This window comes from Pseudonocardia sp. TMWB2A (genome assembly GCF_017312135.1).
Genome location: NZ_QKQY01000002.1, coordinates 2,219,852 through 2,241,124, shown reverse-complemented (window position 1 = coordinate 2,241,124; position 21,273 = coordinate 2,219,852). Strand labels below are relative to the sequence as shown.

At 74.8% G+C, this 21,273-nt stretch carries 26 protein-coding genes; 12 read left to right on the top strand and 14 right to left on the bottom strand.

Going from position 1 to position 21,273, the window contains the following annotated elements; translation table 11 throughout:
• Position 1: 1 nt before the first annotated feature.
• Both DMP17_RS25295 and DMP17_RS25290 read right to left on the bottom strand, forming a co-directional pair.
• Positions 2-913: an alpha/beta hydrolase gene (locus tag DMP17_RS25295; RefSeq protein WP_226354257.1), complete on the bottom strand. Its 912-nt coding sequence runs from the start codon at positions 911-913 to the stop codon at positions 2-4.
• A gap of 105 nt (positions 914-1,018) precedes the next feature.
• The gene (locus DMP17_RS25290; protein WP_337830783.1) at positions 1,019-1,801 is read right to left on the bottom strand and encodes an IclR family transcriptional regulator; all 783 of its coding nucleotides are present in this window, start codon (positions 1,799-1,801) and stop codon (positions 1,019-1,021) included.
• A gap of 182 nt (positions 1,802-1,983) precedes the next feature.
• Here DMP17_RS25290 and DMP17_RS25285 point away from each other — a divergent pair, with 182 nt between their 5' ends.
• The 10 genes from DMP17_RS25285 (at position 1,984) to DMP17_RS25240 (ending at position 10,236) form a co-directional block, all read left to right on the top strand.
• Positions 1,984-2,814, top strand: coding sequence for a DUF6282 family protein (locus DMP17_RS25285; protein ID WP_226367931.1), 831 nt, complete (start codon positions 1,984-1,986; stop codon positions 2,812-2,814).
• Between the two features lie 46 nt (positions 2,815-2,860).
• A complete protein-coding gene (locus DMP17_RS25280; protein ID WP_226354254.1) occupies positions 2,861-3,235 on the top strand; it encodes an ArsR/SmtB family transcription factor in 375 nt (124 codons plus the stop codon).
• A 31-nt stretch (positions 3,236-3,266) separates the two neighbouring features.
• Complete coding sequence (locus DMP17_RS25275; RefSeq protein ID WP_226354253.1) at positions 3,267-4,700, top strand: substrate-binding protein; 1,434 nt, start codon at positions 3,267-3,269, stop codon at positions 4,698-4,700.
• Between the two features lie 126 nt (positions 4,701-4,826).
• Entirely contained in the window at positions 4,827-6,371 is a 1,545-nt protein-coding gene (locus DMP17_RS25270) for an amidase (protein ID WP_337830782.1), read from the top strand.
• Positions 6,368-7,072, top strand: coding sequence for a nitrile hydratase subunit beta (gene nthB, locus DMP17_RS25265; RefSeq protein ID WP_226354251.1), 705 nt, complete (start codon positions 6,368-6,370; stop codon positions 7,070-7,072). The genes DMP17_RS25270 and nthB overlap by 4 nt, the downstream gene beginning before the upstream one ends.
• 3 nt (positions 7,073-7,075) lie before the next feature.
• On the top strand, positions 7,076-7,708 hold the full coding sequence (gene nthA, locus DMP17_RS25260; protein WP_226354250.1) for a nitrile hydratase subunit alpha: 633 nt from the start codon (positions 7,076-7,078) through the stop codon (positions 7,706-7,708).
• Positions 7,705-8,112, top strand: coding sequence for a nitrile hydratase accessory protein (locus tag DMP17_RS25255; protein ID WP_062398650.1), 408 nt, complete (start codon positions 7,705-7,707; stop codon positions 8,110-8,112). Before nthA ends, DMP17_RS25255 begins: the two co-directional genes overlap by 4 nt.
• 81 nt (positions 8,113-8,193) lie before the next feature.
• A complete protein-coding gene (locus tag DMP17_RS25250) occupies positions 8,194-8,943 on the top strand; it encodes a nitrile hydratase subunit alpha (RefSeq protein ID WP_337830781.1) in 750 nt (249 codons plus the stop codon).
• 221 nt (positions 8,944-9,164) lie between these two features.
• Entirely contained in the window at positions 9,165-9,512 is a 348-nt protein-coding gene (locus tag DMP17_RS25245; RefSeq protein WP_226354248.1) for a hypothetical protein, read from the top strand.
• 328 nt (positions 9,513-9,840) lie between these two features.
• Entirely contained in the window at positions 9,841-10,236 is a 396-nt protein-coding gene (locus DMP17_RS25240) for a hypothetical protein (RefSeq protein WP_226354247.1), read from the top strand.
• Positions 10,237-10,297: 61 nt separating this feature from the next.
• On the opposite strand, the gene DMP17_RS25235 is transcribed toward DMP17_RS25240, so the two are convergent.
• The 4 genes from DMP17_RS25235 to DMP17_RS25220 are packed head-to-tail and all read right to left on the bottom strand — an operon-like array spanning position 10,298 to position 14,603.
• Positions 10,298-10,762 carry an acyl-CoA thioesterase gene (locus DMP17_RS25235; protein WP_337830780.1) on the bottom strand — a complete coding sequence of 155 codons (465 nt, stop codon included), beginning with the start codon at positions 10,760-10,762 and terminating at the stop codon, positions 10,298-10,300.
• Positions 10,759-11,472 (bottom strand): alpha/beta hydrolase family protein, encoded by a 714-nt coding sequence (locus DMP17_RS25230; RefSeq protein ID WP_226354245.1) that lies wholly within the window; start codon positions 11,470-11,472, stop codon positions 10,759-10,761. The genes DMP17_RS25235 and DMP17_RS25230 overlap by 4 nt, the downstream gene beginning before the upstream one ends.
• A 20-nt stretch (positions 11,473-11,492) precedes the next feature.
• A complete protein-coding gene (locus DMP17_RS25225; RefSeq protein WP_337830779.1) occupies positions 11,493-14,021 on the bottom strand; it encodes a cation-translocating P-type ATPase in 2,529 nt (842 codons plus the stop codon).
• Positions 14,022-14,036: 15 nt separating this feature from the next.
• Positions 14,037-14,603 carry a Chromate resistance protein ChrB gene (locus tag DMP17_RS25220; protein ID WP_226367925.1) on the bottom strand — a complete coding sequence of 189 codons (567 nt, stop codon included), beginning with the start codon at positions 14,601-14,603 and terminating at the stop codon, positions 14,037-14,039.
• A gap of 86 nt (positions 14,604-14,689) precedes the next feature.
• On the opposite strand from DMP17_RS25220, the gene DMP17_RS25215 reads away from it, so the two are divergent.
• Positions 14,690-15,664 (top strand): aldo/keto reductase, encoded by a 975-nt coding sequence (locus DMP17_RS25215; RefSeq protein ID WP_337830778.1) that lies wholly within the window; start codon positions 14,690-14,692, stop codon positions 15,662-15,664.
• A 107-nt stretch (positions 15,665-15,771) separates the two neighbouring features.
• Positions 15,772-16,662: a hypothetical protein gene (locus DMP17_RS25210; protein ID WP_337830777.1), complete on the top strand. Its 891-nt coding sequence runs from the start codon at positions 15,772-15,774 to the stop codon at positions 16,660-16,662.
• A 66-nt stretch (positions 16,663-16,728) separates the two neighbouring features.
• Here the strand turns inward: DMP17_RS25210 and DMP17_RS25205 are convergent, their stop codons facing one another.
• The 8 genes from DMP17_RS25205 to DMP17_RS25170 all read right to left on the bottom strand — a co-directional run bounded on the left by DMP17_RS25205 (position 16,729) and on the right by DMP17_RS25170 (position 21,213).
• On the bottom strand, positions 16,729-17,328 hold the full coding sequence (locus DMP17_RS25205) for an alkaline shock response membrane anchor protein AmaP (protein ID WP_179761582.1): 600 nt from the start codon (positions 17,326-17,328) through the stop codon (positions 16,729-16,731).
• Positions 17,328-17,873 carry a DUF6286 domain-containing protein gene (locus DMP17_RS25200; protein WP_337830776.1) on the bottom strand — a complete coding sequence of 182 codons (546 nt, stop codon included), beginning with the start codon at positions 17,871-17,873 and terminating at the stop codon, positions 17,328-17,330. Before DMP17_RS25200 ends, DMP17_RS25205 begins: the two co-directional genes overlap by 1 nt.
• Complete coding sequence (locus DMP17_RS25195) at positions 17,870-18,385, bottom strand: Asp23/Gls24 family envelope stress response protein (protein ID WP_226354239.1); 516 nt, start codon at positions 18,383-18,385, stop codon at positions 17,870-17,872. The genes DMP17_RS25200 and DMP17_RS25195 overlap by 4 nt, the downstream gene beginning before the upstream one ends.
• 5 nt (positions 18,386-18,390) lie before the next feature.
• Positions 18,391-18,603: a hypothetical protein gene (locus tag DMP17_RS25190; protein WP_179761584.1), complete on the bottom strand. Its 213-nt coding sequence runs from the start codon at positions 18,601-18,603 to the stop codon at positions 18,391-18,393.
• 67 nt (positions 18,604-18,670) lie between these two features.
• Entirely contained in the window at positions 18,671-19,072 is a 402-nt protein-coding gene (locus tag DMP17_RS25185; protein ID WP_202968050.1) for a hypothetical protein, read from the bottom strand.
• Entirely contained in the window at positions 19,069-19,533 is a 465-nt protein-coding gene (locus tag DMP17_RS25180; protein ID WP_226354238.1) for an Asp23/Gls24 family envelope stress response protein, read from the bottom strand. Before DMP17_RS25180 ends, DMP17_RS25185 begins: the two co-directional genes overlap by 4 nt.
• A 281-nt stretch (positions 19,534-19,814) precedes the next feature.
• Positions 19,815-20,288, bottom strand: a complete 474-nt coding sequence (locus DMP17_RS25175; RefSeq protein WP_226354237.1) for a hypothetical protein — start codon at positions 20,286-20,288, stop codon at positions 19,815-19,817.
• Positions 20,289-20,397: 109 nt separating this feature from the next.
• Entirely contained in the window at positions 20,398-21,213 is an 816-nt protein-coding gene (locus DMP17_RS25170; RefSeq protein ID WP_226367921.1) for a class I SAM-dependent methyltransferase, read from the bottom strand.
• Positions 21,214-21,273 lie beyond the last annotated feature (60 nt).

The following is a 21,273-nucleotide window of genomic DNA, read 5'->3' as shown; positions in this document are numbered from 1 at the left end:
CTCAGGCCACGGCGACCGGGGCGAACGCGTCGCCGAAGAACTTCTCCACCGTCTCCATCAGGTGCGCGAAGGTCGGGTTGTCGTCGAACATCCACTCGGTGTGGCCTGCACCCTCGATGATCTCCAGCCGCTTCGGCTCGGCGGCGTGGTCGTAGAGCGACCGCGCCTCCTCCGGCCGGTGCAGCCGGTTCTCGGCACCGTGCACGACGAGCAGCGGCCGCGGCGCGATGCGGTGCACGAGGGACTCGGGGCTGAAGCGCAGCAGCATGTCGGCGGACTCCAGGGTCACCCCGGCCCCGAACCCGGGGGCCCTGTACAGCTCCTCGCCGACGTAGCCGTCGGTGCGGGCGTCGCGGTCGAGCCGCACGACGTCCCACGGGGAGGTCACCTCGGACCGTCCGGCCGTCGCGCGGATGCCGCGGTCGGCGGCGATCCGGCGCACGAGGCTCGCCCAGGAGCTCTCGTCGTGCATGGTGCGGGTGGACCGGGTGCCGTCGGCGATGCCGTTGACCGCGGCGACCGCGCGGACCCGGGGGTCCTCCGCCGCCTCGGCGACGACGACGCCCCCGCCGAGACCCCACCCGAGCAGCCCGATCCGGGAGGGATCCACATCGGGCTCGACGGTGACCCGGTCGACGGCGGCGCGCACGTCCTCCGCCCACTCCTGGGGGACCAGGCGGCCGCGCTCGCCCTCGCTGGCGCCGAATCCGCGGTAGTCGAAGGCCAGGACGGCGTAGCCGCGCGGGGTCAGCGCCCTGGCGAAACGCTCGGGGTGGATCACCTTCAGGCCCTGGTAGCCGGAGGCGGCGACGAGCACCGGGTACGGGGCACCGGAGCCGCCGTCGTCGGGGAGGTGGAGATCGGCGTCGACGCGGGCGCCGGTGCTGAAGAAGGGCAGGGGGCGGACGGGCACGGCGTTCCTCCGTGGTCGGTGGTGCGGGCGTGAGGGGGTGCCGGACCCCGCCGTCGTGCAGGGACCGGTGTCGGTGCTGCGGCGCGGGCGCGTGTCGGCGCGGCGTCAGGGGGTCCGCTGCGGACCGGCGGGCGACCCGGCCATCTCGCGGGTGATCCGTCCGGCGGCGGCCTGCACGAGCCGGGCGACGGCGTCGAGCTGCGGCGCGACCCGGGCCTTCGGCGCGGAGACGTTCAACGCGGCGCAGACCCGTCCGTGCAGGTCGCGGACGGGGGCGGCGATCGCGATCCGGCCGGGCTCGAACTCCTCGTCCACCCAGGCGAAGCGCTGGTTGCGGGCCCGGCGCAGCCGTGCCACCAGCTCGTCGAGGTCCACCCCGGCGGGCAGGGCGGCCGGCGCAGTGCCCCCGGCGAACAGCCGGCGGGCCACGTCGTCGGGGTGGTCGAACAGCAGCGCCCGGCCGGAGGAGGTGTTGTGGACCGGCGCGAACCGACCGGCCCAGTCATCACGGACCGGGGTCGGGGTCCGGGACAGCAGGGTGAGCACACCCTGGTCGTCGAGCACCGACAGGTGCGCCCGCTCCCGGGTCAGCGCGGTGAGCCTGCCCAGCACCGGCGGGGTCCGGGCCAGCAGCCACTGCCGCTCCGCGTGGCGGGCCATCGTGACGATCCGCAGCCCGAGCCGGTAGGTCCGGGTCTCCGGGTCCCGCTCGGCCAGGCCGGTCTCCTCCAGCACGCGCAGTGCCCGGGAGATCTGGGACTTCTCGCGCCCCACCCGGCGGGCGATCTCGACGACCCCGAGACCGCCCCGCTCCACCGCCCCGGCCGAGCCCAGCAGGTCGAGGATGGTCGCCGCCCGGTGGACGCTGGACGGCCGCTCCGTAGCCATGGGCAGAAGCTTGCGCAGCGTCCCGCGGCGAATCAAGAGCAGTTGTCCGTGCAGCAACATCTCGGGGCCGCCGCCCGTCACCGATGCCCGGAACGGTCGATCTGCGCAGGTCGGACGGGTGAACCGTTGCTCCCGGAGCACCGGGTCTTGTGGTCGGGGGGCGGCGTCGCCACGGTGGGCGCGTGTTCGATCTGCACGTCCACGCGGCGCCCGACATCGTCCCCCGGCGGGCCGACGACCGGGACACCGTCGCCGCCTACGCCGCGGCGGGGTTCCGGGGCTGTGTCCTCAAGGGCCACTACGAGTCGACCGTCGGGCGGGCCGCCGCCGCGGGCCGGGACACCCCGCTCGCCGTCCACGGGGGACTCGCACTCAACCAGCACGTGGGCGGGATCAACCCGGCCGCGGTCGTCGCGTGCCTGGAGTCCGGCGGCCGGGTCGTCTGGATGCCGACGGCCGACGCGCACACCCAGCGCACCGCCGGTCTGCCCGCGCTGTGCTGCGTGCGGCCCGAGCTCCCGGCGACCTCGTACGCGGTCCCGCCGGTCGACCCGTCGACGGCCGACGCGGTCCGGGCCGTGTGCCGCGCGGTCGCCGAGGCCGACGCCGTCCTCGCGACCGGGCACCTCGGCGCCGACGAGTGCGACTGGCTGGTGCGGACCGCGTCCGGGCTCGGTGTCCGCCGGATCCTGCTGACCCACCCCGGCTACACCGTCCCCGGCATGCCCGCCGCGCGGGCCCGCGCGCTGACCGACCTCGGCGCCGTCGCCGAGATCACCACCTTCCAGCTCCTCCACCAGCCCGGATGCACCGCGGAGGCGCTCGCCGGCTACGCGCGGGCCGTCGGCCTCGACCGCGTCGTGCTGTCCTCCGACGCCGGGCAGCCGGACTCCCCGCCACCACCCGAGGCGCTGGCGCTGCTCGTCGACACCCTCGCCCGGCAGGGCCTCGACCGCGGGGCGCTGGCGGCGTGCGCGGGGGACCTCCCCGAGGCGCTGGTGACGCCCGCCTGACGGTGTCACACCCGACGGACGGGCCGTCCGCGTTAGACTCCGCATCATGTCATCGGATCCTGACGCGTCTGCCGGGGCCGGCCGGGACGCCGGCCCCGCCTTCGACGCGCTCGCCGATCCCGTCCGCCGCCGCATCCTGACCGTGCTCTCCGAGCACGACGAGGTCAGCGCGGGCGACCTGGCCGACCGCATCACCTCGGTCGGCCGGACCGCCGTCTCCACCCACCTGCGGGTGCTCCGCGTCGCGGGGCTGATCACCGAGCGCCGTTCCGGCCGGTACCGCTACTACTCCATCGAGCCCGGTGGTGCGGCCGCCGACGTCATCGCGTTGCTGCGCACCCTGTTCCAGTCCTCCCTCGGCGAGGTGGGGTCCGCCGTGGAGAGCCGTCCCGCGACGGACCGGGAGGGCGCGACCGGATGACCGGCCCCTCCGTGCGGGGAGACTGACCCCCATGGGGACGATCGCGCTCGCGGTGGAGGAGTTCGTCGCCGCCGACCCGGCGGTCGTCTTCGGACGTTTCGGGCGTGACTCCGGCGCGGGCTGGCTGTTCGGTGCGGCGTGCGACCGGGTCGCGGTGGGCGAGCCGGTCACCCTGCGGGCGCCCATCGCCGGCGGGCCGCCGGTCGACGTGCTAGGCCGGATCAGCGAGCTCCGCGGACCGCGCACCATCACGATCACCCACGACCAGCCCTGGCGGGGCCGCATCCGGCTGCGGTTCACCCCCGCACCCGGCGGCACCCGGATCCGGCTCGACGCCGGGATCGACGAGCGCGGGCTGGAGTGGCTGATGCGCCGCCGCGGGCACCCGGTCCGCGACCACGCCGTCACCGGGCCGCGCATCGGGGTCCTCACCAGCCGGTCCGGCTCGGGCGGGCTGTTCGCCTCGGCGGTGGCGAACGTGGCCACGCTCGCCGTCGAGGAGATCAACGCGGCGGGCGGGGTCGGCGGCAGGCCGGTGGACCTGCTGGAGGCCGACGACGCCACCGACCCCGGCACCGGGGCGCTGGAGGCGCTGCGGCTGGCCCGGGCCGGCTGCCGGACGATCTTCCTGACGACGACGTCGGCCACCTACCACGCCGTGTCGACCGCTCTGACCGGCCGCGACGTGCTCGTCGTGCACACCAACATGAACGAGGGCGGCGGCGAGTCCCGGCTGCGGATCCGGCTGGGCGAGCGGCCCGCGACCCAGCTCGCGACGGCCGCGGGGCCGGTCATGCGGGCGGCCGGCGGGCGTCGCTGGTTCCTGGCGGGCAACGACTACGTGTGGCCCCGTGCGGTCAACACCGCCGCGCGCGAGGTGCTCCCGGCGCACGGCGCAGTGCTGGTCGGCGAGGGCTACGCCGCGCTCGGGGCCCGGGACTTCGCCCCGCTGGTCGAGCGGATCGCGGCCTCGGGCGCCGACGTCGTGCTCAACACCTTCGTGGGCGCCGACGCCGCCGCGTTCGAGCGCCAGTGCCACGCGATGGGGCTGCGGGACCGGACGGTCAGCCTGGGCCCGGCGATGGACGAGGCGACCCTGGAGCGGGTCGGGCTGCGGGCGGCGGAGGGCATCCACGGGGTCTCGGGCTACTTCCAGCACCTGCAGACCGAGCGCAACGGCACGCTGCTGGAGCGCTACCGGGCCCGCTTCGGGCAGTGGGCGCCGCCGCTGTCGTCGCTGTCGGAGTCGATGTTCGAGGCGATCCACGTGTGGGCCGTCGCGGCGCGCCGGGTCCGCTCGACCGAGCCGGTGCCCGTCGCCGACGAGATCCGGTTCGGCCGCTACGACCTGCCGCGGGGCACCCTGGCGCTCGACGGCCACCACCACGTCGAGCAGCCGCTGCACCTCGCGACCGCCCGCGGCGCGACCTTCGGCTCGATGGACGACAGCGAGGGACGGTCGTGAATACGCGCATGTGACAGGGGTGGAACGGACGCGTCAGACCTCGTGTCAATGCGTCTGTATTGATTGACATGAGAAGGCATGAACCCTAGCTTTCTCGCATCCCCCCGATGTGAGGAGCACCGCTCGATGGCGATTCCACCTCCCGACGCCGCCCGTCTGGCGGCCCTGAACGAGCACTACGCGTTCGGCCTGTCGGAGGCCGAGCTGGCCGAGTTCGGCCCGGCGGTGACCGCGACCCTCGCGTCCTCGGAGCGGGTCGAGGAGCTCTACCGCGCCACCGCGCCGCAGGCACCGCAGCGGGAGTGGTCCGAGCCCGCGGACAACCCCCTGGGTGGCTGGTACGTCACCACCTCGGTGCCCGGCGCCGCGCAGGGCCCGCTGGCCGGGCGGACCGTGGCACTCAAGGACAACATCTCCCTCGCCGGGGTGCCGATGACCAACGGGTCGGCCACCGTCGAGGGGTTCGTGCCCTCCCGTGACGCCACGGTCGCGACCCGGCTGCTCGCCGCCGGGGCGACGATCACCGGTAAGGCGATGTGTGAGGACCTGTGCTTCTCCGGGGCCAGCTTCACCTCCCGGCCGTGGCCGGTGCGCAACCCCTGGGACCCGACCCGGGCCTCGGGCGGATCCTCCTCCGGGAGCGCGGCGCTGGTCGGGTCCGGCGCGGTCGACATGGCCGTGGGCGGTGACCAGGGCGGCTCGATCCGTATCCCGTCGGCGTTCTCGGGGACCGTGGGGCACAAGCCCACCCACGGGCTGGTCCCCTACACCGGGGCGTTCCCCATCGAGGCCACGATCGACCACCTCGGCCCGATCACCCGCACCGTGTCCGACGCCGCGCTGATGCTCGGGGTCCTGGCCGGGGTCGACGGGCTCGACGCCCGCCAGCCCACCACGCTGGACCCGGTCGACTACCTCGCCGCGCTCGAGCAGTCCGCGGCCGGGTTGCGGGTCGGGATCGTCACCGAGGGCTTCGGCCGTCCGGAGAGCGACCCGGCCGTGGACGAGGCCGTGCGCGCCGCGATCACCACCCTGACCGACGCCGGGCTGGTCGCCGAGGAGATCTCGATCCCCTGGCATCTGGACGGCATGGCGGTCTGGAACGTCATCGCCACCGAGGGCGCCGCGCACCAGATGGTCGACGGCAACGCCTACGGCATGAACTACCCCGGCCTCTACGACCCCGAGCTGATCGGCCACTACCACCGCCAGCGCCACGCCCGCGGGTCGGAGCTGTCCAAGACCGTCAAACTCGTCGGGCTCTCGGGTGGCTACACCTTCGGCCACGGCGGCGGCGCCTACTACGGGATGGCCCGCAACCTGGCCCTGGAACTGCGCGCGGCCTACGACCAGGCGTTGACCGGCTACGACGTGCTGGTCATGCCGACCCTGCCCTACACCGCACCCGAGTTGCTCGGTCTCGACGCCGACCTGGGCACCTACCTGCCCACCGCGCTGGGGATGGTCGGCAACTGTGCCCCGTTCGACGTGTCCGGGCACCCCGCCGCGAGTGTCCCCGCCGGGCTGGTCGAGGGCCTACCGGCCGGGCTGATGATCGTCGGCCGGCGTTTCGACGACGCGACCGTGTTGCGGGTCGCGCACACCTTCGAGCAGGCCGTCGGCGGCTTCCCCGCTCCGCCGGCCCTCACCACCGTGGGAGGACAGAAGTGAACGGAGTCTTCGATCTCGGCGGCACCGACGGGTTGGGCAAGGTCGAGAACGACCACATGTCCGAGCCCGTGTTCCGCGCCGACTGGGAGAAGCGCGCCTTCTCCATGTTCGCGCAGAGCGCCCGCGCCGGGCTGTTCAACGTGGACCAGTTCCGGCACGGCATCGAGAAGATGGACCCTGCCGAGTACCTGATCTCGAACTACTACGAGCACTGGATGCACACGGTCGAGCACTACGCCGAGGCCGCGGGCGTGCTCGACCCGGCCGAGCTGGAGGCGCGGACCCAGCACTACCTGGAGAACCCCGACGCGCCGCTGCCCGAGCGGGAGACCGACACCGAGATCGTCGAGTTCGTCGACTGGGCGGTCACCAACGGGTTCCCGGCCCACCGCGAGTCGGACAAGGTCGCGCAGTTCTCCGTCGGCGACGAGGTCGTCATCTCTTCCGAGAGCCCCTACGGCCACACCCGCCGGGCCCGCTACATCCGCGGCCGCCGCGGCGTGATCAGCGCGGCCCACGGCACCTACCTCTACCCCGACACCGCCGGCAACGGGCTCGGCGACTGCCCCGAGCACCTCTACACCGTCCGCTTCGACGCCACCGAGCTGTGGGGCGCCGAGTACGCGGACCCGAACGGCGTCAACTACTTCGACGTGTGGGAGCCGTACCTCTCGCTCGTCCCCGCCACCCAGGGAGCCTGACCCATGACCGCGAAGCCCACCGACACCCCGCTCCGCACGCAGGAGGAGATCACCGCCCGGGTCAAGGCCCTGGAGTCGCTGCTGATCGAGAAGGGCGTGATGACCACCGCGGCGGTCGACCGTCTCGCCGAGGTCTACGAGAACGAGGTCGGCCCGCAGCTGGGCGCGAAGGTAGTCGCCAAGGCCTGGACCGACCCGGAGTTCAAGGCGCGCCTGCTGGAGGACGCCTCCGCGGCCTGCCGCGAGCTCGGGATCGGCGGCCTGCAGGGCGAGGAGATGGTCGCCGTCGAGAACACCGACGACGTCCACCACGTCATCGTCTGCACGCTGTGCTCGTGCTACCCGTGGCCGGTGCTCGGGCTGCCCCCGAACTGGTACAAGGCGCCGCCGTTCCGTGCCCGCATCGTGCGTGAGCCCCGGAAGGTGCTGGCCGAGGACTTCGACCTGCCGCTGCCCGACAGCGTCGAGATCCGGGTGTGGGACTCCAGCTCCGAGCTGCGCTACTGGGTGCTGCCGCAGCGCCCGGCCGGCAGCGAGCACCTCTCCGAGGACGAGCTGGCCGCGCTGGTCACCCGGGACTCGATGATCGGCGTCGGTAAGGCGAAGCCGGTCGTCACCCAGGCGGCCCGCGGATGAGCGCCGGGGTCCGGACGGACGCCACCGAGCTGGGCGACGCCCGCCGCCGGATCGAGAAGCTCGTCTGCGACATGCCCGGGGCGGACAAGCCGTTCACCGAGCCGTGGGAGCTGCGGGCCTTCGCCATGGCGGTCGCCGCGTACCACGAGGGCCACTACGAGTGGAGCGAGTTCCAGCTCTCCCTGGTCGAGGCGATCAAGGCCTGGGAGAACGGCGACGGCGGCGAGCCCTGGAGCTACTACCAGCACTGGCTGGACGCGCTCGAGCACACGCTCGCCGCAAGCGGGGCCCTGTCCGACTCCGTCGCGCTCGACGACCGCACCCGCCAGGTGCTGGCCACGCCGCGCAACGCGAACCACCACGAGGCACGACGCGAGCCGGTCGCGATCGACCCGGCCCGCTGAACGACGCGTGGGGGACCGGTCCGCGCTCCCCGCGGACCGGTCCCGCACGTCCTTCCCGACCCCCCGATCGGAGGCGGCACCGTGGACCTGCTCGTCAACCTGGCCGAACGCGCGGTGCTCCGGCACGGCCTCACCACCGCCGCCACGATCGACCGCTGGTACGACCACCACGCCGACGAGGTCGGCCCCCGCGCCGGTGCCCGTGCAGTCGCCCGGATCTGGACCGGCACCGGGCGGCCGGACACCGCGGACGCGGCCGGTGCCCGGCTCGGCCGCTGCGGGTGCGGCCGGGTCTGGCGTACCCACCGCGACACCCCCGGCGTCCGCAACGTGGTGCTCCCCGCCGCGACCGGGTGCAGCGGCTGGCCGGTGCTCGGGGTGCCCCCGAGCTGGTACCGGCCGCGCTCGGAGTACCTGCTCGACGTCGCGGGGGACACCGGCCCCGGGGTCCGCACCGCGATCTGGTCGGACTCGGCCCGCGTCCACCACCTGGTCGTCCCGGGTGCGCCGGCGCGGTGCACCGACGGCCCGGCCGACCTGGAGGGACGCGTCAGCCGGGCGGCCCTGCGGGGTCTCGACCCCGCCCCGTCCCCGGCGCCGCCGGACGCCCGGTGGGCCCGCGGCCTGCCCGGCTACGACCTCGACGAGCGGCTGCTCGACCGGCCGTGGCAGCTCCGCGCGGTCGCACTCGTCCTCGCCGTCGGGACCGACCGCCCGGACCTGCGCCCGCTGCTCGCCGCCGCGGTCGCCGCCGCGCCGTCGGCCGAGGTCTACGCCGCCTGGCCCGCCGCGGCGGCCGCGGCCGTGCGGGCCACGACATCCCCGCGATGAACCGACGGTCCCGTCGTCGTGCGAAATCGCCGACTCGGCGACGAAACCATATCGTGTGAATATCTGACGCTCGGTGATTGTTCCCCACGATGGTGTTCTGAGCTTGATGGGTACCTTTCCCGCCATTACGGTTCTTCTCAGCCGGTTCGGGCTCCCCCCTTTGTCGTCGGGCCGGCACGTGCCCGGATCCGAATGGATCCGTGACTCACCAGGAGAAGACTGTGCAGAAGAAGAAGGCCGGTTTCGTCGCCGCCGTGTCCGCCGTCGCCCTGCTCGGCCTGTCGCCGCTGGCGTTCGCCGGCTCGGACAGCGTCATCGACAAGGACGCCAAGGGCATCGTCGCGGGCGCCAACGGCAACAACGGCAACGTGCCGGTCCAGGCGTGCAACAACAACGTCCCGGTCAACGTCCTGGGTGTCCAGGTTCCGGTCGAGGACGCCGCTGCGGGCAACGGCCTGACCGGTGCCGCCGGCATCGCGGGCAAGGGCAAGGCCGTGTCGGGCGACTCCACCACCGACCAGTCCGACAACTGCGGCCAGGAGGCCGGCGCGGGCGACTCGGTCAACTGACCGACTCCTCGTCGCTGACGTGCCCCGGGACCCTCGCGGTCCCGGGGCACGTCCGTGTCCGGGGCAGGGGCGCGTGACCACCCGCCGTGGTCGTCGTCGCCGGCCCCGGTGCCGCTCCGGGCGGTTCGCCCCGATCGCATTCGACCCGATCGTGGGAGTATCCGAACGGAAAGTAATTTGGCCACCCGATGGTGGTAGAAGAATTGTTCGGGCTCTCCCGCGCAGCTAGATTCGCAGCCAGTCGGCACGGGCTCCCCCCTTTTTGTCAGCGTGCCGTCATGGAACGGGGCCTTCACCACGGCCCTGAGACCTCATCAGGAGAAGAACTGTGCTGAAGAAGGCCGGAATCATCGTCGCGGCGTCCGCCGCGTCCCTGCTCGCCGTCTCCCCGCTGGCCTTCGCCGGCGACTACGCGGGCGACTCCGCCAAGGACGGCAAGCACCACGGCAAGCACGAGTCGGGCCACATCGACAAGGACGCCAAGGGCCTGCTTGCGGGTGGCCTGAACGGCAACAACGTCAACGTGCCGATCCAGGTCTGCAACAACAACATCCCGGTCAACGTGCTGGGTGTGCAGGCCCCGATCGAGGACGCGAACCTGCTGAGCGGCCTCACCGGCGCCCTCGGCCTGGGTGGCAAGGCCAAGGCGGTCTCCGGCGACTCGACCACCGACCAGTCCGACAACTGCGGCCAGACCTCCGGCGCGGGCGACTCGGTCAACTGACCTCCCCGTACCTCGACGTGCCCCGGGACCGTGCGGTCCCGGGGCACCGTCGTGTCCGGGGTCAGTCGCCGGCCCGGCGCGCCTCGCGACGCCTGTGCGCCTCGTCCCGGCGACGGCGCTCGGTGTCGGTCGACGGGACCAGCTCCGGGACCGGGACCGGCCGCCGGTGCTCGTCCATCGCGACCATCGTGAAGTAGCAGCTGTTGGCGTGCCGCTGGGTCCGCTCGGTGATGTTCTCCGTGGTGACCCGGATGCCGATCTCCATCGAGCTGCGCCCGGTGTCGTTCACCGACGCCTGGAACGTCACGAGCTCGCCGATGTAGATCGGTTCGCGGAAGCGGACCCGGTCCACCGAGAGCGTCACGACGTAGGTCTCGGCCCAGCGGCTCGCGCAGGAGAACGCGACCTGGTCGAGCAGCTTCAGGATCGCGCCGCCGTGGACGTTGCCGGAGAAGTTGGCCATGTCCGGCGTCATCAGCACGGTCATCGTGAGCTGGTGGCGGGGCAGGCCGCCGGGCGCGGTCACGTCGCCGCCGCCAGGATCTCCCGGGTCACCGTCTCCCAGGCCGCCGACAGCGGGTCGACCACCGCGAAGTGGTCGCAGCCGGGCAGCTCGACGAGCCGCACCGACGGGTGCCGGCCGGCGTAGGAGCGCGAGACGCCCAGCGGGACGCGGTCGTCGGCGTCGCCGTGGACGATCGTCACCGGCCCGGGCGGGGTCGGGCCCGCCGCCGGGTCCAGGTCGGTGCGCCCGGCCGCCGGGCCGCCGAGGTAGGCGCGGACCGCGCCGTCGCCGAGGTTCTCCGCGTCGGCCAGCGCCAGGTCCGCGACCGGGGCGAGCGGCACCGTCGCCCGCACCAGCGACGGCTCGACGGCCGCGGCGTGCAGCACGAGGTGCCCGCCCGCGGAGTGCCCCACCGCGACGACCGGACCGGCGACGGCGCGGGCGGCCCGCAGACCGGCGAGCACGTCGGCGACCGTCGCGTCCGGGTCGCCGGGCACCCGGCGGTACTCCAGCGAGGCCACCGGCAGCCCCAGCGCGTTCAGGGCGGCCGCCATCGACCGCAGGTGCGTCCGGTCGATCGGGGGCCGCCAGAACCCGCCGTGCACCAGCACGACCAGCGGGCGGCCGGGCCCGCCGTCCGGCCACAGGTCCATGACCTGGTCGGGGTCGTCGCCGACGGCGACGGTGCGGGGCGGCTCGGGAGCCGGGCGGGACAGGACCGATCCGTTCACGACCGGTGGTCTAGCACGGATCACCCCGCCGGGCGCCCCGTGGCGGCCCGCCGTCGCCCGGCCTTGCGCAGCTCCAGCACCGCGACCGCGGCCACCGGCACCAGCACCGCCGCCGTCCACTGCGGACCGGTCAGCGGGGTGAGCCGCAGCGTCTCCCGCAGCACCGGCACCGTCGTGACCACCCACACCGCCACGGCGGTCACCACCGTCCACCACGGCAGGAACCGGTTCGCGAACAGCCCCGCCCGCAGCACCGGCGTCCGCTCGGTGCGCATCACCCAGGCCAGCGCCAGGTGCCCGGACAGCCAGCCCACGAACGCGACGGTCTGCGAGGCGGTGACCAGGTACAGCCCGCCGACGGCGACGAACAGCGCCGCCGCCCCCGCGGCGAGGTCGCCGAGCAGGGCCCGGTCCAGGAAGCGTGCGCCCGGGTCGCGCGGCGGGCGGGTCATGGCGTCGCGCTCGGCGGGTTCGGCGGCGAAGGTCGCGCTGCCCGCGATGTCCATGAACATCTCCAGCACCACGATCTGGATCGGGGTGAACGGCACGGCCATCCCGGTGAGCACCCCGGCGGCGACGGTCGCGACCAGCCCGGCCTTGCAGGCCAGGTAGTAGGCGACGCCCTTGCGCAGGTTCCCGTGCAGCGTGCGGCCCTCGTGCAGGGCCCGGGTGAGGGTGGAGACGTCGTCGTCGGCCAGGACCAGCCCGGCCGCCTCGCGGGCCACGTCGGTGCCCGACGAGCCCATGGCCACGCCGACGTCGGCCCGGGCGAGCGCGGGGGCGTCGTTCACGCCGTCCCCGGTCACCGCCACCACCTCCCCGCCGGCCTGCAGCGCGGTGACCAGGCGCAGCTTGTGCGCGGGCGTGACCCGGGCGAACACCGGCGTCGACGCGACGGCGGCGGCCAGCGTCGCGTCGTCGAGACCGTCGAGATCGCGGCCGGTCAGCACCGGGTCGGGGTCGATCCCGACCTCCGCGGCGACGGCCCGGGCGCAGGCGGGGTGGTCGCCGGTCACCATCACCACCCGCACCCCGGCCCGCCGCGCGGCGGCGACGGCCTCGGCGGCGCCCGGGCGCGGCGGGTCGGACAGCGCCACGAGCCCGGCGAGAACGAGGTCGCGCTCGGCGTCGCCGACCGTCGCCGGGACCTGCGACGCCGGCCTGCTCGCCACGGCGATCACCCGCAGGCCGCGGGCGGCGAGCGCGGCGACCCGGCCCGCGGTCTCCGGCGACGGCGCCGCGCAGCGGGCCAGGACCGACTCCGGCGAGCCGGTGGTCACCACCGTGGCGGTGCCGGACGCGCCGGCGGGCAGGACGACCGTCATCGTCTCCCGGCCGGGGTCGAACGGGAACCGGGCGACCGACTCGGTGGGCGTCGGCAGGCCCCGGTCGCGGGCCGCGACCAGGAACGCGACGTCGGTCGGGTCGCCGGACCAGCCGCCGTCGGGCTCGGGGGCGGTCTCGGTGCAGGCCGCGCCGAGGCCGAGCAGGGTGTCGTCGTCGACGCCCGGGGCCGGTTCGACCCGCGCGACGGCCATCCGGTTGCGGGTCAGCGTGCCGGTCTTGTCGGTGGCGAGCACCGTCACCAGCCCGAGGGCCTCCGCCGCGCGCAGCCGCCGGACCAGCCCGCGCCGCCGCGACAGCCGGTGCGCGCCGAGCCCGAGCACCAGGCTGACGATGATCGGCAGCTCCTCCGGGACCGTCGCGAAGGCCAGGGTGAGCCCGGTCAGCACCATCTCCCTCCACGGCCGCCCGGTCAGCACCCCGACCAGCGGGACGAGCACGCTGAACGCGATCGCCAGTGTCGCGAGGCTGCCGGCGAGCTCGCGCATGGCCTGCTGGAGCGCGGTCCGGGGCGGCCGCGCGGCGACGACGAGCCCGGTCAGCGTGCCCAGCTCGGTGGCCGTCCCCGTCGCGACGACGACGCCGCGGGCCCGCCCGGCGACGACCGTCGTCCCGGCGAACACCAGGTTCGCCCGCTCGGCCAGCGCGGTGTCGCCGGACAGCACCCGGGCGGCGTCCTTGGGGGCGGCGACGGGTTCCCCGGTGAGGGTCGACTCGTCGACGCGCAGCCCCCAGGTCTCGACCAGGCGCAGGTCGGCGGGCACCCGCGAGCCCGCCGCCAGCGGTACGAGGTCGCCGGGCACGACGTCGTCGACCCCGACCGAGACGGTGCTCCCGTCGCGCACCACCGGCGTCGTCGGGGCGGTGAGCTCGCCGAGCGAGGCGATGACCGACTTCGCGCGGAACTCGGCGAACACCTCGACCCCGACGACCGCCGCGATGATCACGACGACGGCGACGGTGTCGTCGAGCCGCCCCCAGACGCCGTAGAGCACCGCGATCGCCGCGAGCAGCAGCATCATCGGCTCGGTGACCTCGTCGGCCAGCACCCGCAGGAAGGTGACCCGGCGCGGGACGACCCACCGGTTGGGACCGTGCCGCCCCCGCCGCGCCGCGGCCTCGGCGCCGGTGAGGCCCCGCAGTGCGTCCGTACCGAGGTCGTCGACCACGGCCGCGCCGGTCGCGGTGTGCGCCCCGCTGCTCACGGGCTGCTCACGGGCTCAGTCCGTACGCGGTGGCAGGTCGGGGGCCACGCCCTCGGCGCGGTAGACGGCGGCGGTGAACGCGTCGAGCGCGCGCCGGCAGCGGTCGAGCAGGGCCTCGGCGTCCTTGCCACGCTCGTCGGGGAAGAAGTCCCGGGACGAGATCGTCGCCAGCCAGCGGGTGAGCCGCTCCAGGTCCTGCTCGTTCTCCTCCAGCTCGGCGAAGGAGTAGTTGTCCCGGGCGGACTCCTTCTCCAGCTCCGCCAGCAGCGCGTCGCCGCGCTCGGTGAACTCGGCGAACTCCTTGCCGCGCTCGGCGCGGATCCGGGCGACGATGCCGTCGTCGCTGCTCCCGGCGGCGACGTCGAGCGCGAACGCGGTCCCGCCGGACTCGCGGACGTAGGTCGCGAGCCCTTCCAGGAACGTGCGGTGCTCCTCGGTCGCCGGCAGCACCCAGGCGCCGTTCTGCAGGCCGACCGCGCCCGCGGCGCGGGCCCGGCGCCACAGCGTGACCCGGGGGCTCGAGGGGGAGGCGGGCAGCTGCGCGAGCAGCAGGACCCAGCCACCGGACGGCGCGTCGGTCATGCCCGGGGACGGTACCGGCCGGCACCGGCATGCAACAGGTGTTTCGTCGGGTGCGGCGCCGGCGCCCGGTGCGGCAGGCTGGGGCCATGCCCGCCCCCGCCCACCGTCTCGGCCTCGGCCTGGCCGCCATCGCCCGCCCCGCCTACATCACCTCCGGCCGCGCCGACGAGCTCGGCGACGACCGCGACGTCGCGACCCTGCGCGACCGCTCCCGCGCCCTGCTCGACGCCGCGTACGCCGCGGGCGTCCGCTACCTCGACGTCGCCCGCTCCTACGGCCGCGCCGAGGAGTTCCTCGCCGGCTGGCTCGCCGACCGGCCCGGGGTCACCGGCGGCGCGGACCCCGTCGAGATCGGCTCGAAGTGGGGCTACCGCTACGTGGGCGGGTGGCGGACCGACGCCGACACCCACGAGGTCAAGGACCACTCGCTCGACGCCTTCACCGAGCAGTACGCGCTGAGCCACGAGCTGCTCGGCGACCACCTCGGGACCTACCACGTGCACTCCGCGACGCTCGACACCGGCGTCCTCGACGACGGGCGCGTCCACCGCGCGATGGCCCACCTGCGCGACCGGGGGATCCGGGTCGGCATCTCCACCTCCGGCCCCGCCCAGGCCGACGCGGTGCGCCGGGCGCTGGACGTCCGGGTGGACGGCGAGCCGCTGTTCACCTCGTTCCAGAGCACCTGGAACCCGCTCGAACCCTCGGTGGGCCCGGCGCTGGCCGAGGCCGCCGACGCCGGGGCCCGGGTGATCGTGAAGGAGGTGTTCGCGAACGGCAGGCTCGCGCCGGGCGGGGAGGACGGCACCGAGGGCGCCCGCGCGGCCGCGGCGCTGGCCGCGCGGACCGGGATCGGGCTGGACCGGATCGCCGTCGCCGCGGCGCTGGCGAACCCGTGGGCGTGGCGGGTGCTGCTCGGCCCGGTCGGGACCGACCAGCTCGCGTCGAACCTCGCGGGCGCGGAGCTCACGCTGCCCGCGGACGCGGCCGAGGAGCTCACTGCGCTGGCCGAACCGGCCGAGCGCTACTGGGCCACCCGCTCCGCGCGCCCCTGGAGCTGACCCCGCGTTTCCCGGCGGACATACGCTCGTTTACCTTCCAGCCACCTTGCGGTCCCGCCGACGTCGCCCGCCGATGCCGCCCGGCCGCGTGGTGAGGAGGAGGGGACATGACCGCCCAGGACCATCTCGCCCAGGGCCACGGCGCCCAGGGCCGCGGCGCGCACAGCGCCGACGACGACCCGGCCACGGTCGTCATCCCGCGCTACACCGAGGACGCCGGGGCCGGTCCGCGGCCCGCGGCGGCGCCCGGGGCCGCGAGCCCGGCCCGCGCGGAGCCGTCGCCCGAGGCCCAGGCCGCCGCGCCCGGCGCACCGCACCTGGCGCTGCTGCGTCGCGGGCCGGTCGTCGGCACCGCCGCCGCGATCGTCGCCGTGCTGGCGCTGGCCCACTACGGCGCCGCCGTCTACGGCATCGGGCGGCCGGGCTTCGAGATCCCGGCCCCGATCCGGCTGGGCACCGAGCTGAACATCTCGACCTGGTTCAGCTCGGCGATGCACCTGACCAACGCGGCGCTGCTCGCGCTGATCGCGGCGAACTCGGTGCGCCGCGAGCGGTGGCGCTGGATCCTGCTCAGCCTGTCCTGCGCGGTCGTCGCGATGGACGAGACCGCGGCCAACCACGAGCAGGTCGGCTGGATCATCCACACCACGTTCGGCACGAGCGGCTTCCTGACCTACGCCTGGATCATCCCGGCCGTGGTGCTCGTCGCCGTCGTCGCGGCGCTGTGCCTGCCGATGGTGCTGCGCCGGCCGGGGGCCTGGCTCGTCGTCGCCGGGGCGGCGGTGTTCCTGCTCGGCGCGGTCGGGCTGGAGTCGGCCGGTGGGGCCCTGTTCGAGCAGACCGGTGACGTGCAGTCCTTCGCCTACAACGTCCTGGCCGGCACCGAGGAGACCTTCGAGATGGTCGGTCTGGTCGTCGCGATGGCCGGGCTGCTCCGCATGGCGGGCGGCAGCGGCCTGCGGATCGCCGGCGCCGGGTTCGTCGACCGGTCCCGCTGACCCACCCGCACACGACGACGGGGCCCCGGTGATCCGGGGCCCCGTCGTCGTGCGTGCGTGCGGTGCTCAGCCCACCCGCGAGTGCTCCTTCTCCTCGGCCAGGCGCAGCACCAGGTCGGCGCGCCCGGACTCGATGTCCAGTGCGGACCGCAGCCGCGGCAGCGCGTGGTCGGTGATCCGGGTGCGCAGCGCGGCGAGGTCGGCACCGTCGTCCGCGGTCACGTCCAGGTGGATCTCCGGACGGCGGCGGTCGCCGACGAGCGCGGCGGCGGCGCGCTGGACGCCGTCGTAGCTCTCGATGTCGGCGGCCAGTGCGTCCGCGGCGTGGTCGGAGTGGATCCGGGTCGTCCCGGCGTCCCGGCCCGCCACCTGCGCCGACGGCAGCGTCCACGCCGAGGTGCGCGGCCTGCGCCGGGCCTGGGCGAGCAGCCAGCGCAGCGCCAGCAGCCCGACCACGACGGCGACGGCGAGCGTCACCCACGGCGCCCACTCGGGCAGCGTGAGACCGGCGGGCAGCAGCGGGACCGACGGGTCGATCCCGGGGAGCACCTGGCGCAGGACGCCGGTGCCGAACAGCAGCCCGAACACGCCCGCGGCGAGCAGGACGAGCCCGATCAGGAACAGCAGGGTCCGGTTGAGCCGGGCCGGTGGGGTCGCGCTGGCCATCACGCCTCCTGCTGCTTCGTGCCGGTCACGGACACCGTGACCTTCGGGCTGCGGGCCGGTCCCACCGCGTCGAGCCGCTGCGCGACCGCGCTGCGGACCCGGTCGCGCAGGTCCTTCGGGTCGCCGAACGCGGCGTGCGCGGTGACGGCGGCGCGGCGCCCGGTGCTCTTCACCGACGCCTTGGTGACGCCGTCGACGCCGGTGGCGGCGTCGGCCAGCGCCCGGTCGAGGCTGCGCCGGGTGATCCCGGAGTCGAGGTGCTCGGCACCGCCCGCCGAGGTCAGCGGGAACACGGTCGGGGTGCCCGGCCGCAGTGCGACCACGACGAGCACCAGCCCGACCAGCCCGACCAGCCCGGACACGACGAGCACGGGCACGTCGGCACCGGTGAACCCGGCGATGGTGGAACCCAGCACGCCGAAGTCGACGATCGGCTGCTGTCCGAGGAGCAGCTGCACGACCGCGACGGCGACGACGACGCAGAGCGCGAGCAGGACCAGCGCCACGATGCCCGCGGCGAGGGACTTGCGGGGGCGGCGGATCATTCGAGCTCCCTCGCGGCCGGCCGGGCGGCGCCCGGGACGGTGAGTGCGGTGACGACGACGTCGACCCGCGCGACGGACAGCCCGGTCAGCGCCTCGACCTGCCGCACGACGTGTGCGCGGGCGCGGTCGCAGACCGCGGCCACCGGGGACGGGTAGGCGACGGAGATCCGCGCGTCGATCCGGGTCGACTGCCCGGAGACGGTCGCCTCGACGCGGGGGTGGCCGCCGGAGTCGTCGCGGCCGAGCATCCGCCCGACCGTGCCGGTGGTGCCACCGACACCCTCGGTCTCCTCCAGGGCCCCGAGCGCGATCTTCTGCACGACCTGGTCGGCGACGTCGACCCGGCCGCGGTCCTCCGGGGCCGTGCCGCCGGGGCCGTCGGCACCCGCGGAGCCGGTGCCGGTGTCGATCGTGCGGGTCGGGGTGTCGTCCGGCGGGGGAGGGGCGAGGCGGGTGGCCCGGATCGTGTCCGGGTCCCCGGTCGCCGTCCCCGTCGGCTCGACGGTGCTCACCGGGTTCACCGGACCTTGTCGCGGCCGCGCCCGGACAGCCCCGACCGCTCGGAGAGCTCGGACAGGTCGAGGTCGCCGTCGAGCCAGCGGCCGATGGCGAGGCCGATCGCGCCGAGGATCAGGGCGAGGACGAACCCGCCGAAGCCGCCGACGATGCCGGCGATGGCCAGGAGGAGACCGGCGATCAGGCCGATCTGGGTGTTGGTGGACAGGGACATCACAGTCACGTCCTTCGAGACGAGGAGGTACCGGACGTCCGGGGATGTGGACGGGCGTCCGGGCGGATCAGGAGGTGGCCGCGGGAGGGACCGGGAGCTCGCCGGTGGCGGGTGCCGAGTCCGACGGCCGGATCGGCGTCGACTCGGTGGGGCCGGCGTAGTCGCCGACCACCACGTCCACCCGCGCGCCCCCGACGACCGGGAGCAGCGCGGTGCGGACCTGGCGGTCGATCTCGGCCACGGAGGCCGGGTAGCGGCCGACCACGTGCACCTCGACGGCCGGGGCCGTGGGGTCCACGCGGATGCCGCTCACCCGGCGTCCGGGCAGGTAGGTGGCGATCTCACCGAACCGGCCGCCGTGCAGCTGTGCGACGCCGGGGCAGCCCAGCACCGCGTCGGCGATCCGGTCGGTGTCGACCGCACCCGTGGCGACGATCCCGTCGCCGTCCGCGGCGACGCGGGCGCTCACGCCACCCGCGAGGTGGACTCGATCTTCTTCGGCTCCTCGTCCTTGCCGTCGTCCTCGGACGGCAGGTGGACGTCGTCGACCGAGATGTTGACCTCGACGACCTCGAGCCCGGTCATCCGCTCCAGGGCGGAGATGACGTTGCGGCGCACGGCCTTCGCCAGGTCGGCGATGGAGACGCCGTACTCGACGACGACGTTGATGTCGACGGCGGCCTGCTTCTCGCCGACCTCGACCGACACACCCTGCGAGGCGTTGGTGGTGCCACCCGGGATGCGCTCGCGCAGCGCGCCGAACGCGCGAGCCGCGCCGCCGCCGAGGGCGTAGATGCCGCTGACCTCGCGGGCCGCCAGGCCGGCGATCTTCGAGACGACCGTCTCGGCGATTCGGGTGCTGCCGTGCTCGGACTGCAGGGCGGACGGGGTGCCGGTGACGGCCGGGGCCTTGGTGTCGGTGGTGCTCATGTGCGCCTCCAGGTCATGGCCCGGTATCGGGCCTCACAGTGGTCCGGATCGGGGGGCCGGTTCGCACCGGTTGTGCCCCCTCGATCCGCTCGACACACATGGGAGGCCCGGCGGTGGCGCATCCTCACGCACGACTTCGGGTGGTCGTCGTCACACCGCGGTCGGGGTTACGGGTCGCTGACCTGGGCAGGAACCCTCTGACCTGCGACGGGAGGGCTCCGCAGGGGGGTCGGAGTGGCGGCTTTGCGATCACACGATCGGATGATCATCGGACGTGGCGCTCAGCCGGGCGGGAGGCCGATCGTCCAGCCGGTGACGTCGCGCAGCGCCACCTGCCAGCAGGCCGGCTCGACGTAGTTCGGCCCGCCGACGGCGGTCGGGACCACGAGCGCGTCGGTGAAGTAGATCCAGTGGATGTCCTTCACCGGGATGTCCCGGCCGGGGCGCTCGTCGCCGCGGCCGTCGGCCATGTCGTCGAACATGTCGGCCATGGACGCCGCGGACTCGTTGCCCGGGTCGCCCGCGGTGAGCCGGCGCAGCTGGTCCCCGAGCCCGCGCAGCCAGGCCGAGGGGTGCACGGCGTTGCCGAACACCAGCCCGGCCGGCGTGGCGACGGTGAGCGGGACGCTGTTGCGCTCGTCGCGGTAGGCGATCGACAGCACCGCCTGCAGGTAGCTCGGTGCGCTCAGCTCGGGGATCGTGACCACGCGCTGTGCGTCGGCCATCCCGGCGGGTCCGTCGGCTTCGACCGTCATGGCTCCGGACGGTAACCAGGAACCGCCCGGTCACGACAGGTCCACGTCGACCTGACGAGAACGGCCGGACGGTCCAGCGGTCGCACCGCCACCCGGCCCAGCCGACCCCTCAGGAACGACGTGCGCGCGCTGCGACGCCCGGCTCCGGGCGGCGCGGGGACGGCACCGCGACCTCGGGGTGGACGACGACGTCGAACCGGGCCCCGGCGCCGTCGGGGCCGACGCCGTCGACGGTCTCGTGCGCCCGGACCGTCAGCCCGCGGGCGGCCGCCGCGGCGGCGAGCGCCTCGTGCACCCGGTCGGCCGTCCCGGCCTGCCCGAACGCCCCGCGGTAGTGGTAGGCGAGCAGCATCCCGCCCGGCCGCAGGCGGTCCAGCAGGGCGGCCAGGCCGACCTGCAGTGTGACCGTCTCCCAGTAGTAGAGGACGTCGGAGCAGACGATCAGGTCGAAGTCGCCCTCGGGCATCTCGTGCGGGAGCGTGCGGCGGACGAAGGTCCCCGACGGCACCCGGGCGGCGGCCCGCTGGACCGCGGCCGAGCAGATGTCGACCCCGAGCAGCGCCGCGGTGTGCCCGGCGAGTCGGACCGACAGGTCACCCTCGCCGCAGCCGACCTCCAGCACCCGGTCGAAGCGGCGGCCGGCGAGCGCGTCCATGACGGTGCCGTACTTCTGCTGCTCGTAGGCCGACAGCCCGATCGAGTACGGGTCCGGGCTGCGGTAGAGCCGGTCGTGCGTGCGCCGGCCCCAGCCCGGCTGCCACAGCCAGGTCTGGCCGGTCCAGCGCGGGTCGTGCTCGTCGCGGCCGAGCCGGGCCAGGCTGCGCACCGGGACCGCGGCGGCACGCGCGCCGCCGCTCAGGGAGAGCCGCGCGATCCGCCGGGCGTGGTCGATCGGCGTGCGACGGGCGGGTCGGCTCTCGGCCATCGGGCGCTCCCGGGGACGGACGGGTGATACGTCCGGTGTGTCGCCGGACGACCACCTCCG

What these genes read in the sequence shown, in the direction of transcription:
- DMP17_RS25290 (WP_337830783.1), bottom strand. Translation starts at nt 1,801, where the DNA reads ATGGCTACGGAGCGGCCGTCCAGCGTCCACCGGGCGGCGACCATCCTC.
- DMP17_RS25280 (WP_226354254.1), top strand. Translation starts at nt 2,861, where the DNA reads ATGTCATCGGATCCTGACGCGTCTGCCGGGGCCGGCCGGGACGCCGGC.
- DMP17_RS25275 (WP_226354253.1), top strand. Translation starts at nt 3,267, where the DNA reads ATGGGGACGATCGCGCTCGCGGTGGAGGAGTTCGTCGCCGCCGACCCG.
- DMP17_RS25270 (WP_337830782.1), top strand. Translation starts at nt 4,827, where the DNA reads ATGGCGATTCCACCTCCCGACGCCGCCCGTCTGGCGGCCCTGAACGAG.
- nthA (WP_226354250.1), top strand. Translation starts at nt 7,076, where the DNA reads ATGACCGCGAAGCCCACCGACACCCCGCTCCGCACGCAGGAGGAGATC.
- DMP17_RS25255 (WP_062398650.1), top strand. Translation starts at nt 7,705, where the DNA reads ATGAGCGCCGGGGTCCGGACGGACGCCACCGAGCTGGGCGACGCCCGC.
- DMP17_RS25220 (WP_226367925.1), bottom strand. Translation starts at nt 14,603, where the DNA reads ATGACCGACGCGCCGTCCGGTGGCTGGGTCCTGCTGCTCGCGCAGCTG.
- DMP17_RS25215 (WP_337830778.1), top strand. Translation starts at nt 14,690, where the DNA reads ATGCCCGCCCCCGCCCACCGTCTCGGCCTCGGCCTGGCCGCCATCGCC.
- DMP17_RS25210 (WP_337830777.1), top strand. Translation starts at nt 15,772, where the DNA reads ATGACCGCCCAGGACCATCTCGCCCAGGGCCACGGCGCCCAGGGCCGC.
- DMP17_RS25205 (WP_179761582.1), bottom strand. Translation starts at nt 17,328, where the DNA reads ATGGCCAGCGCGACCCCACCGGCCCGGCTCAACCGGACCCTGCTGTTC.
- DMP17_RS25200 (WP_337830776.1), bottom strand. Translation starts at nt 17,873, where the DNA reads ATGATCCGCCGCCCCCGCAAGTCCCTCGCCGCGGGCATCGTGGCGCTG.
- DMP17_RS25190 (WP_179761584.1), bottom strand. Translation starts at nt 18,603, where the DNA reads ATGTCCCTGTCCACCAACACCCAGATCGGCCTGATCGCCGGTCTCCTC.
- DMP17_RS25180 (WP_226354238.1), bottom strand. Translation starts at nt 19,533, where the DNA reads ATGAGCACCACCGACACCAAGGCCCCGGCCGTCACCGGCACCCCGTCC.
- DMP17_RS25175 (WP_226354237.1), bottom strand. Translation starts at nt 20,288, where the DNA reads ATGACGGTCGAAGCCGACGGACCCGCCGGGATGGCCGACGCACAGCGC.
- DMP17_RS25170 (WP_226367921.1), bottom strand. Translation starts at nt 21,213, where the DNA reads ATGGCCGAGAGCCGACCCGCCCGTCGCACGCCGATCGACCACGCCCGG.